We start from the raw sequence: 12,032 nt of genomic DNA on the forward strand, positions 1-12,032 counted from the left end.
GACTCTCACCTCGAAATGCAACTGAGCAAAGAAGTAAAAAAATCGATAGAAGAAACAATAATTGAAAATATACTAATTTTACATTACATTAAAGGGTGAAAAGTATTTTGTTACTCATTGAGGGCTATATTTGAGGAGGAAAAATGGAATTTTACGATTTGGGTATTACCATTAAAGAACTTAGAATGAAAAAGAATATATCACAATCTGAATTGTGTCATGGAATATGTTCGCAAAGTCAAATTAGCAAAATAGAAAAAGGTATGATTTATCCATCTAGCATATTGTTATATCAATTATCTGAAAGACTTGGTATTGATCCAAATCATATTTTCGCACTAACTCAAAACAAAAAACTAAAATATGTAGAAAATGTAAAATGTGTAATGAGAGATTGTACAAAACAAAAACAATATAATGAACTTTATGAAATAGTGAAACAAGAGAAAACCGAAAATAATTTCCAGTTAAAAGAAGATAAACAATTTCTAATATGGCATGAAGCGATTGCTATATTTTATGTGAATAAATCAATAAAAACTGCTTTAAATCTTTTAAATAATGCACTAAAACTAACTGTAACGAATGGTGATTTTTTATCGGAAAGAGAAATAGATATTATGCAGTCGATGGCTATATTTCATTGGGCAAATAAAGAATATGAAAAGAGTATTACTATATTAAGAAGATGTTTAACTAATTTTAACAAGTTAGATTTCCCTAGAGATAAAGAGATTAAATTAAAAATCATTTTTAATTTAGGGAAAATGTTAGGTCATGCAAATCAACATGAAGAGGCAATAAAATACAATGATATGGGTATTAAATTAGCTATTAATCTAAATACTTTATATTTATTAGGCGAATTATACTACGGGAAAGCTTGGAACATGCTAAAGCTGAAACAATGTAATGAAGAAGATGTAGCTGATAATATGAAAAAAGCATTATTTATCTTTGAATTAACAGAAAAAGAAGATCTGATAAAAATAGTTAAAGAAAAATATTTTGAACAACAAAATAAAAAAATCACTCATAATTTCTGATGAACATCTTATTATTCTCTATAAAAAAAGCACCATATGGTGTCTTTTTTATGACTTATATCATCGATTATTACAGTTCGTAGGTTTCTTATACCAAGCTTTGTTGATGTATTTACAATTCGCAGGTGTTGAAGTTTTAGATGTATCCCCAGGTGTAGTTATATTATTAGAACACCCTGCAATATATAGACAGAATGTAGTTAATAAAAAACATAGTATTAATTTCTTCAAATAACCACTTCTAACTCTTTTTAATTAACATTTTTCATAAAATAAATTCCTTACTAATTTTACATTACAGGAAAGGGTGGAAAATATTCTTATACTCATAATTTGTTACATTTGATTGGGGAGGGAGGTTTTTGTTTCGATTTTTAAAAGGTTCTTCTTCATTTATGCATAAAATTTATCCGATTGCCCGTAAGCTTAGACTTTTACAAGCTAAAAAGAAAAACATCCTCTACATAGAGGATGTTTTTCTTTTTAGCGGTAGTTAATAAATTGTACGTCAATTGGTAAATCAGCGCTACGAACTGCTGCGATAACTGCTTGTAAGTCATCACGGCTTTTCGCTGTAACACGTACTTGATCATCTTGTACTTGTGTTTTTACTTTTAATTTCATTTCTTTAATGATGTTGTTAATTTTTTTCGCGTTATCTTTATCGATACCTTGTTGAAGTGTTGCACGTTGGCGAACAGTGTTACCAGCTGCCGCTTCAACTTTTCCGTAATCTAAGTTCTTAATTGGAACGTTACGTTTTACGAGTTTAGAAATAAGAACGTCTTTTACTTGCTCTAATTTGAACTCGTCGTCAGAAGTTAAAACAAGTACTTCTTTTTCAAGTTTAATATCACTTTTACTTCCTTTAAAGTCATATCGGTTTTGGATTTCTTTTAATGCAGTGTTAATTGCGTTTGTTACTTCAGGTAATTCTACTTTCGAAACGATGTCAAAAGAACTATCTTTTGCCATAGTTAGCACCTCCAAATAAATTTCTACTCTTTTTATGTACTGTACATACTAAAGTATAGCTGAAAACGAGCTTAGACTTAAGTGTTTTCATACTTATAATGATGTAACCTCATTTTATTATAGTGAATTTTGGGCAGTTGGACAAATAAAGAGAAAATCGTGTTATAATTAACTTTTGTTTGGAATGATAAAAATATAAAAAGTTAAAAAGTTCATTTTATATATATAGAAGGGAATTAAAAAAATATGTATTTACAAATAGGATCGATTGAACAGGTAACTGTTTTACGCGAAACGGAAATTGGATATATGGTTGGAAATGAAGAAGAAGAAATTTTCCTACATAAAAATGAAGTAGCTGGAGAAATTGAAGAAGGCGATACGATTGATGTATTCTTATACCTTGACCACCAAAATCGTATTTCGGCAACAATGAAGGAGCCAATTATTACAACATATGATTGGAACTGGGTAAAGGTTGTAGAAGTTATTCCTAGTTTAGGTGTGTTTGTTGATATTGGTGTATCAAAAGATATACTAATTCCAGCTGATGAATTCCCAATTTATATGCCAGTATGGCCTGAAGTTGGAGATGAATTATATTGTACGTTAAAATTAACGAATCGTGATCGTTTAATTGCTCTTCCGGCAAGAGATAGTGATATGCAAGAAATCGTTGTAGATGCGACACCATCTATGCGTAATAAAAACGTAAACGGACGTGTGTATCGTTCACTTCAAGTTGGTTCGTTCGTATTAACAGATGAGCATTTTCGTGCATTTTTACATCATACGGAAAGAAAAGAACAAGTTCGCATCGGTCAACGTGTAACGGGACGAATTATTGATGTAAAAGATGACGGTACAATTAACATTTCACTTCTTCCTCGTAAAGAAGAAGGAATGGAAGATGATGCTACAGTGATTTATGCATATATGGAAGAACGGGGCGGAGCAATGCCGTTTTGGGATAAGAGCTATCCAGAAGACATTAAAGAACGTTTCAATATGAGTAAAGCTGCATTTAAGCGTGCACTTGGTAAGTTGATGAAAGAAGAAAAGGTTTACCAAGAAGAAGGTTGGACGTACTTTAAGAAATAAAGGAAATAAAAAGCACCACCTTATATTTTACCTATAAGGTGGTGCTTTTTTAATTCCCTTGCTCATGTACAAGAGTAAACGTATCTTTCAACTCACTATCGTTTATTTTAATATTTGCTTTTTTTAATTCATTTTGCAATAGTTTTTTGCCGAATATAGGGTCAGAGATACGTTCTTCTTCTAAGTTTTTGCGAATAGAGTCTTTCACTTCATCATAGGGTTTTAATTCTTTTTTATCAGTTAATTTAATAATATGATAACCGTTTGGTGATGTAACGGGATTGCTAATTTGTCCGACCTTTAGTTTATAGGCAGCAGTTTCAAATTCAGGTGCCATTCTACCTGAATTGAAATATCCGAGGTCTCCGCCTTTTTCTTTTGATAGTAGGTCTTGCGATTCTTGTTTTGCTAGTTCTTCAAATGAAGCACCAGCATCTAATTTTTTCTTTATTTCTTTCGCTTCATTTTCGTCACTTACTAAAATATGGCTTGCTTTAATTTCTGGTTTATAGTGGTCTTTCACGTCTTTTTCTGTAATACTTTTCTTAATCGCTTCATTCATAGCAAGTTTGAACTTAATTTGATTTTTGAAATCAGCTTCATCTTTTAAACCATTGTTTTTCAATACGTTTTTAAATTGGTCTCCGTATTGATTTTTTGCTTTTTGTAATTCTTTATCTACATCATCGTCAGATACTTTATATTTTTTCGTGATAACGTCTTGCGCCATCATTTCGTACAGCATGTCTTTTCCGTAACGATCTTTCAACTGTTTTTCGAAGTCGCTCTTCGTAATGGTTGAGTCGGTTGCTGTAGCGACTGTATCTGAGTCGTTTTTTTGTCCACAAGCAGATAGCATTAATATACTTAGTAGTGCAGTAATAATGAAAATGTGTTTTCCTCTCATGCTAACACCTCATCCGAATATGTTATCGCTATTGTAGAATATAGAAGTGAACATGAAGTGAATTTTTAATGTTTTTTCCTGTGAAATGTAAAAAAAGTACATCAACAATATTGTTGATGTACGATGGGATCAAAGGTGATCGGTCTTTTTGGAATAAGCACGCTTACCTTGCTCTATATTCTTTTGTTCTTGCTCATTTTTTTGCGCGCGTTTTGCATTATTATCGCGTGCTTTTTTGTCGTTATCACTCGTATGTGGCATATGTATCAACTCCATTTCTAAACGTTGTACGTTTATCATTTCCTTTTTCGTAAAGACTATGTATAGCAGTGTATTCATGAATAATGAAGGTGGATTGGAAATGGATTTGAAGTTGAATTATACCGAACTTATAAAGAAGTTAATCGTTGTAATCGTCGCAGGTTTGTTAAATGCGATTGGAATGAATTTATTTTTAACGCCAGCGAAAGTGTATGCAAGTGGCTTTGCTGGATTGTCTCAATTGCTATCACAAATATTAGGTGATTTTTTATCTATTCACATATCAACCGGGGTATTATTTAGCTTGTTTAACATTCCAGTCGTTATTTTAGCATGGAAAAAGGTTGGAAAGGCCTTTACTTTCTTTAGTTTTCTTTGCGTTATCTTTATGACTATGTTTTTAGAAATTATTCCAGTTAGAGCAGTTTCAAACGACATCATATTAAATGCGATTTTTGGTGGGCTTATTTCAGCAATCGGGGTAGGGATTGCGTTGAAGTGGGGGGCTTCTACAGGTGGTTTAGATATAATCGCCATGATTTTATCAAAGATTAAAGACAAGCCTGTCGGTACGTATTTTTTCTTCTTTAATGCACTGATCATTATCGCTGCCGGCTATGTGTATGGATGGGAAAAAGCATTATATACTTTAGTGACTTTGTATGTGTCAACGCGAATCATCGATGCAATTCATACGCGTCATGTGAAGATTACGGCATTAATCGTTACGAAGAATGGGGCGGATGTACGAAAGGCGATTCACTCACGCTTAGTGAGGGGGATTACAACTATACCAGCAACTGGTGCTTATACGAATGAAAATAAGGAAATGTTAATGATTGTTATTACCCGTTACGAACTGTACGAATTGGAGAGGGTTATTAAACAAGTGGACCCAGGTGCATTTACAAACGTACTGCAAACAGTTGGGGTGTTCGGATTGTTTCGAAAAGATTAAAGAGGACCAAAGCTGGTCCTCTTTTTTAATGTGCATTCGTAATGTTTTGCAACTGCTCTTGCATTTCACGTAGCTGAACTTTTTCAGCAGTTGAAGAATTTGCGTAAGCGGATTGCAAAGCATTTTTTGCTCTATATACGAGATCTTGTTGCTCGACGCCGCTTGAACAAGATACAGCATTTGCAACAGCATCTCTAGCTTGTTGAAATAGTAAGTTCCCCATTTAGACCCCTCCAAAAGAAGAGTTACTTCTCGCTTTTTCTGCCTCAGCTAATGTACCTCGGTACGGGAATCTTGCATCATGCTTCATAACAGCATCGGCTCCTTGTTGGATAAAACGTTTTGATTTGTTCTTTTTACCCATTCGAAAAACCCCCTTTATTTAGCTGAAAACAATCGACGCGCTAACTTGTGCGTCTAATGATAGTATGAGCGTTTGGCGAGAAACTATAAGCAGGGAATTTTTAGATTACAACCCAAGAACCTCTTCTAAATATAGTGCAATACCATCTTCTTCGTTCGTTAGCGTCGTATGGTTTGCGAGTGATTTTAATTCAGGGATGGCATTTCCCATTGCGATGCCGTGACCAGCAAATTCAATCATTTCAAAGTCGTTATCTTCATCACCGAAAGCGATGATTCGCTCTTGTGGAATGTTATAATGACTAGAAATTTTTTGTAGTCCAACAGCTTTATTTAATCCGCTTTTTACAATTTCAATAATCGGCCAAGGTGCGCCCCACTTTCTATGGTCGATTACTTCAGCGTGCATATCAGTTAAATGTTGACGAATTGCACTGGAATGCTCGTCATGTGCGTCAATTAATAAGCAAGTTGGATGATCATTTAAAATATTTAATAAGTCTCCTGTAAAAATGTTTGGAGAACCGAATTCGAAAATATGTTTTTTATCTTCATCAATTTCACGTACATACACATCGTCCATTACTTCAGCGTATATGTTTTTTACGCCAAAATCAAAGCAAGCCCGGACAATTTCTTGCGCTGTTGCTAGCTCAAGAGGAGAGTGATGTGTGCCCCACTTTGAATCAAGAGGGTGATGTACGTAAGCGCCATTAAAGTTTACGATTGGTGTATTTAGACCAAGTTCTTTATAGTAATCATAACTAGCGCGGAATGGACGTCCTGTTGAGATAACAACAATATGTCCTTGTTCCTTTGCTTTTGCAATTGTATGTTTCGTTCGAGTGGAAATTATTTTGTTGTCTGTTAATAAAGTGCCGTCTAAGTCTAGTGCGATTAAATGTTGTTTGTTCATAATTTCACCTCTTATAATATTTTTTTGTTTTTATCTGTATTTCCGTTTTTAATCTGCAGAAATAAGAGGTTAGACTGGGTGAGACCACCAAAGATGGAAAGTTCACTATATATCCATCTTACGTCGCAAAGTGCTACGGTGTCTACTATTTCTCGTTGGAAATTAAGAAAAGTCAACATCTTTTTAGAAAGTTCAAACAATGTTTCTTTCATTATGGACAAATTGTGAAAAGGGTTACATTTCTCGTATGATGAGGCTTATAATGAACATGTAATCTTCTCGTATATGTTTGACTCTCCTTTGAAACTGGCCTATAGTAGGTTGGTTTCTTTTTTTTCTACAAATAGGAAAGAAATCCCTGCTTTAAGCTTGTGTCATTCATGTATATGTACAAGAACGAAATGTAGTACCTGTTTCCTAAACATGACAGAAAAGCTTTCTTTTAAAATGGATATACTAATGAGGCAAAGACGTCATGGAAGGAGAATGGAAATGGGACAAAATCGCAGGTTTCGTTCTGGACAAAAAGCGCCGAATGATGGCATTTACGTAGAAATTGGTGAAACGGGAAGTATGGTAAAAGACCCGCAAATGGTGAAACTAACTGCTGGTGACAAGTTTCCAGATAACACGAATCATAACCGTCAGTGGACGTATAAAAGAAAACCGTAACAGGAGCCGCAATCGTTATTGCGGCTTTTTTGTCGTTACACATTTTAATTTCATTTACCGTATATTTTTCAGTTGTATCATGAATGCTCCTTTTTTCTTTTTCAAATAATAAGTTTGAAAATACATAAGCAAAATTATTGTATAAAAAAGTCAGTTGGCGTATAATCAAATCAAAGGTCAAAGAAAGTCAAACATTTGGAGGACTGTAAAGATGGACTTAAATCAAATGACAACAAAAACACAAGAGGCGATTATGAGTGCCCAATCTTTAGCGGTATCTCATCACCATCAAGAAGTAGATACTGTTCATCTCTTGTTTACATTATTAGAAGAGCAAGATGGGTTAGCAGTACGTATTTTTCAAAAAATGAACGTCGATATAGAAGCATTAAAACAAGGCGCCGAAAATTTAATTAAGAAAAAGCCTTCCGTAACGGGGAGCGGTGCAGAAGCAGGTAAATTATATATAACAGGTGCTCTGCAACAACTACTTGTAAGAGCAGGAAAAGAAGCAGAGAAATTGCAAGATGATTACATTTCAGTGGAACATGTATTACTTGCTTTTACTGAAGAAAAAGGCGATATAAACCAATTATTTACAAGATTTTATATTACGAAAGATAACTTATTACAGTCTTTAATGACAGTTCGGGGGAATCAAAGAGTGACTAGTCAAAATCCAGAAGCAACTTATGAAGCGTTAGAAAAATATGGTCGTGATTTAGTAGCGGAAGTAAGAGCGGGGAAAATTGACCCTGTTATCGGCCGCGATAGTGAAATTCGCCGCGTAATCCGCATTCTTTCACGTAAAACGAAAAACAACCCAGTTTTAATTGGTGAACCAGGTGTTGGTAAAACAGCAATTGTTGAAGGGTTAGCACAGCGTATTGTGAAAAAGGATGTACCTGAAGGATTAAAAGATAGAACAATCTTTGCATTAGATATGAGTGCGCTTGTAGCTGGAGCGAAATTCCGTGGTGAATTTGAAGAGCGTCTCCAAGCTGTATTAAATGAAATTAAAAAGAGTGAAGGACGCATTTTATTATTCATTGATGAACTTCACACAATCGTCGGCGCTGGTAAAACAGAAGGCGCAATGGATGCAGGAAATATGTTAAAACCGATGCTTGCGCGTGGTGAACTGCATTGTATCGGGGCGACGACGTTAGATGAATATCGTAAATATATTGAGAAAGATCCAGCGCTAGAAAGACGTTTCCAACAAGTATTAGCAGAAGAACCAACTGTTGAAGATACAATTTCCATTTTACGTGGTTTAAAAGAGCGCTTTGAAATTTATCATGGTGTAAATATTCATGACCGCGCGATTGTAGCAGCATCAGTTTTATCAGATCGATATATTTCGGATCGTTTCTTACCGGATAAAGCAATTGATCTTGTTGACGAAGCGTGCGCAACAATTCGTACAGAAATTGATTCTATGCCAACAGAATTAGATGAAGTAACGCGTCGCATTATGCAGCTGGAAATTGAAGAAGCAGCTCTTGGAAAAGAGAAAGACTTTGGTAGCCAAGAACGTCTAAAAACATTGCAACGTGAATTATCGGATTTAAAAGAAGTGGCAAGTGGCATGAGAGCCAAATGGGAGAAAGAAAAAGAAGATATTCACAAAGTTCGTGACTTACGTGAACATTTAGAGCGTCTGCGCCGTGAATTAGAAGAAGCAGAAGGGAATTACGACTTAAATAGAGCAGCGGAACTTCGCCACGGAAAAATTCCTGCAATTGAAAAAGAGTTAAAAGAAGCAGAAGAAATGGGCGCGAATAATAAACAAGAAAATCGTTTATTACGTGAGGAAGTAAGTGAAGAAGAAATTGCTGATATTGTTTCACGTTGGACTGGTATTCCTGTTGCAAAACTCGTTGAAGGTGAACGCGAGAAATTACTACGTTTAGAGCAAATTTTATCAGAGCGTGTTATCGGACAAGAAGAAGCGGTAAGCCTAGTATCAGACGCAGTTCTTCGTGCTCGTGCTGGTATTAAAGACCCGAACCGTCCAATTGGTTCCTTCATCTTCTTAGGACCGACTGGTGTTGGTAAAACAGAACTTGCAAAAACGTTAGCGCAGTCTTTATTTGATAGTGAAGAGCAAATGATTCGTATTGATATGTCTGAGTACATGGAGAAACACGCTGTGTCACGCTTAATTGGTGCACCTCCTGGATATGTTGGATATGAAGAGGGCGGTCAATTAACAGAAGCAGTAAGACGTAAACCGTATTCTGTTATTTTGTTAGATGAAATCGAAAAAGCACATCCAGAAGTATTCAACATTTTATTACAAATGTTAGATGACGGACGCATTACAGATTCGCAAGGACGTACAGTAGACTTTAAAAACACAGTTATTATTATGACGTCAAATATTGGATCTGCTCATTTATTAGATGGATTAGAAGAAGATGGCTCAATTAAAGAGGAATCAAGAGAACTTGTCATGGGGCAATTAAGAGGACATTTCCGACCAGAGTTTTTAAATCGTGTCGACGAAATTATTTTATTCAAACCTCTTACAACGAATGAAATTAAAGGTATTGTTGATAAAATTGTAAAAGAATTACAAGGCCGTTTAGCTGACCGTCATATTACGGTACAATTAACAGACGCAGCGAAAGAGTTTGTTGTCGAAGCTGGCTTCGATCCAATGTACGGAGCTCGTCCGTTAAAACGATATGTACAGCGTCAAGTTGAGACGAAATTAGCGAGAGAATTAATTGCAGGAACGATTACTGACAATAGTCATGTAGTTGTTGATGTAGAAAATAACGAATTAGTCGTTCATGTGAAGTAAAACAAAAAAGAGTTCGGATAAAATCCGGACTCTTTTTTTAGTGTTGTTCTACTGGCTCGTTTGGAATTGCAGCTGCAATTGCTAGTACGAATACCGCAAGAACAACTGAGAAAATAGACGCTTGGTTAAAATCGTATGTACCGCCAGTCATAGAGCCGATTACGTAGCTCATCATATGTACAAGCAAGAACGACCAAATTAATGCCCAAATGAAACGCATATTTTACACCTCTATTCGTTCAATCTGTCCTTATTGTAACACAATTGAAAAAAGAATATAGAAAAATATTTGTAGATTTTTCAACGCAAATTTGCATTCCGTTCATACATTATAAAAGAGTACTTTTATACGTTTAGAAAATAAGGCGGGGGAAAAATGAGTATTACGGAACGTTTTTTTTACTTAGAAAAAGAACCATGTGTCATTTATTTACCGGAGAAGCCAAATGGATTTTCTGTCATGCTTCTAGGTGATTACAACTACTTTATTGAGAATGGTACAAGTTTATGGACACAGCATGCGGGTAGATCTTATTTTTTACATGGCCTTATTGAGGAAGGCTATACGGTCTTTTCTTCTAATTTATACGGAAGACATTGGGGAAACGATCAATCTGTTCGTCTAGCAAAACGCCTATATGACGTTGTTCTGAGAAAAGAGACATTGAATGCGAAAATGCACATTATGGCAGATGGTATGGGGGCACTTGTAGCACTTGAAATGATGAACAAATACCCTGAATGTATACGCTCTGTCATTATGCTAAATCCGTGTTTAGATTTACCAGAATATGTCGAGTTTGAGAAAGAGCATAAGTTTTTTTACAAGAGACTCGTGAAGGAATTATGTTTAGCGTATGATTCCAAAGAAGAAGAATTAGAATCCAAAATAAATAAGAAATCATTTACGCTTCTTCCGTCTTGTGTACCTGTTAAAGTTTTCGTATCAACACAAGAAAAAAGAGGTAGAAAACAGTTGCTACGTAAATACGAGAAAATGAGGCAATTGAACCAATGCGATACTTCTGTCTTATTCCATCTGCAAGATGTGAAATATAAAATGGTTAGGCAAACGACTGATTTCTTTAAAAAATATGAAGAAGAATTGTGAAGCTCCCATATACATAAATGAGGAGCTATTTGTTTCAAGGAGAAAGGGTGGGTGGTATGGAACGCGTGCTAATTATAGGTGCACTTACGTTTGTAGGTTATCACCTTGTGAATAAAATGATTGCAGAAGAAGTAGAAGTATATGGTCTTGATTTTGATGAATTCGATAGTATGACAAAAATTAATGAAGAGAAGTTATTGTTAATTGGGCGAAATGCGTTATTTACGTATTATTCGATAAGAGATGAAGACGGATGGAGATCCGTAGAGGAAGAGAAATTTGATGCCGTTTACTTTTGTCTGTATGAGCCTAACCAACAAAGTGGCTTTCGAAATGAAAGAGTTATATTACAGTATTTAAAGCGAATGATAAGACTGTGTGAAGAACATAAAGTGAAGTTAAATCTAATTTCTTCTATTGAAGTAGGAAACGTAGATGAGTCCGAAAATAAACGTCTATTTGCGAAAGTGGAAGAAGGATTGAAAAAAGGAGAGGTACAATATAGTGTATTTCGAGTTCCTACATTATATGGGCCATGGCAACCATCTTTTATGATGTATCATCAGCTCATTTTATCAGAACTGGGTGAGAAAGAGTGCCATTATACGAGTGAGGAAAACGCCAGTGATCTACTGTACGTTGAAGATGTATGTGAATACTTATGGGAAAATGGAATGAACGAGGAGTATCTCGGTATATATAATTTACTTAGTGGTAAAAAATCATTATGGAAAAAAGGTATGAACCTTTTACGTGCAGAGGATAAAGTGAAAAAAGAGAATGTGGAAGAAAGAGATGGAACTGTAGAGGTTATTTCGATAAAAAGAAATACTCCGTTAGAATACGGTTTAAATAAACAATTGGCACATATGAAAAAATATAAAGAGTTATACGAAGGATAGCGAGCGTG

At 35.0% G+C, this 12,032-nt stretch carries 14 protein-coding genes; 7 read left to right on the plus strand and 7 right to left on the minus strand.

Translation table 11 applies throughout. The features are described 5' to 3' along the window. The first annotated feature begins 143 nt into the window (after positions 1 to 143). Positions 144 to 1,046 carry a helix-turn-helix domain-containing protein gene (locus ACTFR9_RS20085; RefSeq protein ID WP_000397900.1) on the plus strand — a complete coding sequence of 301 codons (903 nt, stop codon included), beginning with the start codon at positions 144 to 146 and terminating at the stop codon, positions 1,044 to 1,046. Positions 1,047 to 1,529: 483 nt separating this feature from the next. Here ACTFR9_RS20085 and ACTFR9_RS20090 read toward each other — a convergent pair whose 3' ends face one another. Continuing rightward, the gene (locus ACTFR9_RS20090; protein WP_001040153.1) at positions 1,530 to 2,021 is read right to left on the minus strand and encodes a YajQ family cyclic di-GMP-binding protein; all 492 of its coding nucleotides are present in this window, start codon (positions 2,019 to 2,021) and stop codon (positions 1,530 to 1,532) included. A gap of 246 nt (positions 2,022 to 2,267) precedes the next feature. Between ACTFR9_RS20090 and ACTFR9_RS20095 the strand changes: the two genes are divergently transcribed. Then, positions 2,268 to 3,122, plus strand: a complete 855-nt coding sequence (locus ACTFR9_RS20095) for a CvfB family protein (RefSeq protein WP_000281267.1) — start codon at positions 2,268 to 2,270, stop codon at positions 3,120 to 3,122. Positions 3,123 to 3,171: 49 nt separating this feature from the next. Here ACTFR9_RS20095 and prsA read toward each other — a convergent pair whose 3' ends face one another. After that, positions 3,172 to 4,029 carry a peptidylprolyl isomerase PrsA gene (gene prsA, locus ACTFR9_RS20100; protein WP_001214230.1) on the minus strand — a complete coding sequence of 286 codons (858 nt, stop codon included), beginning with the start codon at positions 4,027 to 4,029 and terminating at the stop codon, positions 3,172 to 3,174. A 129-nt stretch (positions 4,030 to 4,158) separates the two neighbouring features. Beyond that, positions 4,159 to 4,290: a DUF3941 domain-containing protein gene (locus tag ACTFR9_RS20105; RefSeq protein ID WP_001120845.1), complete on the minus strand. Its 132-nt coding sequence runs from the start codon at positions 4,288 to 4,290 to the stop codon at positions 4,159 to 4,161. 100 nt (positions 4,291 to 4,390) lie between these two features. Here ACTFR9_RS20105 and ACTFR9_RS20110 point away from each other — a divergent pair, with 100 nt between their 5' ends. Continuing rightward, positions 4,391 to 5,248, plus strand: coding sequence for a YitT family protein (locus tag ACTFR9_RS20110; RefSeq protein WP_000364453.1), 858 nt, complete (start codon positions 4,391 to 4,393; stop codon positions 5,246 to 5,248). Positions 5,249 to 5,273: 25 nt separating this feature from the next. Here ACTFR9_RS20110 and ACTFR9_RS20115 read toward each other — a convergent pair whose 3' ends face one another. From ACTFR9_RS20115 to ACTFR9_RS20125, 3 genes are all read right to left on the minus strand, one after another. Further along, complete coding sequence (locus tag ACTFR9_RS20115; RefSeq protein ID WP_000527400.1) at positions 5,274 to 5,471, minus strand: DUF3813 domain-containing protein; 198 nt, start codon at positions 5,469 to 5,471, stop codon at positions 5,274 to 5,276. Further along, positions 5,472 to 5,612: a hypothetical protein gene (locus ACTFR9_RS20120; RefSeq protein ID WP_000516816.1), complete on the minus strand. Its 141-nt coding sequence runs from the start codon at positions 5,610 to 5,612 to the stop codon at positions 5,472 to 5,474. Positions 5,613 to 5,717: 105 nt separating this feature from the next. Then, the gene (locus ACTFR9_RS20125; RefSeq protein WP_001041235.1) at positions 5,718 to 6,527 is read right to left on the minus strand and encodes a Cof-type HAD-IIB family hydrolase; all 810 of its coding nucleotides are present in this window, start codon (positions 6,525 to 6,527) and stop codon (positions 5,718 to 5,720) included. 492 nt (positions 6,528 to 7,019) lie between these two features. On the opposite strand from ACTFR9_RS20125, the gene ACTFR9_RS20130 reads away from it, so the two are divergent. Together ACTFR9_RS20130 and clpB are read left to right on the plus strand one after the other, a co-directional pair. Beyond that, positions 7,020 to 7,199 (plus strand): YjzC family protein, encoded by a 180-nt coding sequence (locus ACTFR9_RS20130; RefSeq protein WP_000531418.1) that lies wholly within the window; start codon positions 7,020 to 7,022, stop codon positions 7,197 to 7,199. Between the two features lie 211 nt (positions 7,200 to 7,410). Then, positions 7,411 to 10,011 (plus strand): ATP-dependent chaperone ClpB, encoded by a 2,601-nt coding sequence (gene clpB, locus ACTFR9_RS20135; protein ID WP_098487491.1) that lies wholly within the window; start codon positions 7,411 to 7,413, stop codon positions 10,009 to 10,011. Between the two features lie 37 nt (positions 10,012 to 10,048). On the opposite strand, the gene ACTFR9_RS20140 is transcribed toward clpB, so the two are convergent. After that, on the minus strand, positions 10,049 to 10,231 hold the full coding sequence (locus tag ACTFR9_RS20140; protein WP_001211114.1) for a YjzD family protein: 183 nt from the start codon (positions 10,229 to 10,231) through the stop codon (positions 10,049 to 10,051). Positions 10,232 to 10,387: 156 nt separating this feature from the next. Here ACTFR9_RS20140 and ACTFR9_RS20145 point away from each other — a divergent pair, with 156 nt between their 5' ends. Then, complete coding sequence (locus ACTFR9_RS20145) at positions 10,388 to 11,122, plus strand: alpha/beta hydrolase (RefSeq protein ID WP_073536336.1); 735 nt, start codon at positions 10,388 to 10,390, stop codon at positions 11,120 to 11,122. A 29-nt stretch (positions 11,123 to 11,151) separates the two neighbouring features. Continuing rightward, on the plus strand, positions 11,152 to 12,024 hold the full coding sequence (locus ACTFR9_RS20150) for an NAD-dependent epimerase/dehydratase family protein (protein WP_000486163.1): 873 nt from the start codon (positions 11,152 to 11,154) through the stop codon (positions 12,022 to 12,024). Positions 12,025 to 12,032 lie beyond the last annotated feature (8 nt).

This window comes from Bacillus cereus group sp. MYBK222-1, assembly GCF_051916425.1.
Taxonomy (GTDB): domain Bacteria; phylum Bacillota; class Bacilli; order Bacillales; family Bacillaceae_G; genus Bacillus_A; species Bacillus_A paranthracis.

Coding starts and splice junctions, on each gene's coding strand:
- ACTFR9_RS20145 (WP_073536336.1), top strand. CDS start 10,388: ATGAGTATTACGGAACGTTTTTTTTACTTAGAAAAAGAACCATGTGTC.
- ACTFR9_RS20115 (WP_000527400.1), bottom strand. CDS start 5,471: ATGGGGAACTTACTATTTCAACAAGCTAGAGATGCTGTTGCAAATGCT.
- ACTFR9_RS20110 (WP_000364453.1), top strand. CDS start 4,391: ATGGATTTGAAGTTGAATTATACCGAACTTATAAAGAAGTTAATCGTT.
- ACTFR9_RS20140 (WP_001211114.1), bottom strand. CDS start 10,231: ATGCGTTTCATTTGGGCATTAATTTGGTCGTTCTTGCTTGTACATATG.
- ACTFR9_RS20085 (WP_000397900.1), top strand. CDS start 144: ATGGAATTTTACGATTTGGGTATTACCATTAAAGAACTTAGAATGAAA.
- ACTFR9_RS20090 (WP_001040153.1), bottom strand. CDS start 2,021: ATGGCAAAAGATAGTTCTTTTGACATCGTTTCGAAAGTAGAATTACCT.
- ACTFR9_RS20105 (WP_001120845.1), bottom strand. CDS start 4,290: ATGCCACATACGAGTGATAACGACAAAAAAGCACGCGATAATAATGCA.
- ACTFR9_RS20130 (WP_000531418.1), top strand. CDS start 7,020: ATGGGACAAAATCGCAGGTTTCGTTCTGGACAAAAAGCGCCGAATGAT.
- ACTFR9_RS20125 (WP_001041235.1), bottom strand. CDS start 6,527: ATGAACAAACAACATTTAATCGCACTAGACTTAGACGGCACTTTATTA.
- clpB (WP_098487491.1), top strand. CDS start 7,411: ATGGACTTAAATCAAATGACAACAAAAACACAAGAGGCGATTATGAGT.
- ACTFR9_RS20120 (WP_000516816.1), bottom strand. CDS start 5,612: ATGGGTAAAAAGAACAAATCAAAACGTTTTATCCAACAAGGAGCCGAT.
- ACTFR9_RS20095 (WP_000281267.1), top strand. CDS start 2,268: ATGTATTTACAAATAGGATCGATTGAACAGGTAACTGTTTTACGCGAA.
- prsA (WP_001214230.1), bottom strand. CDS start 4,029: ATGAGAGGAAAACACATTTTCATTATTACTGCACTACTAAGTATATTA.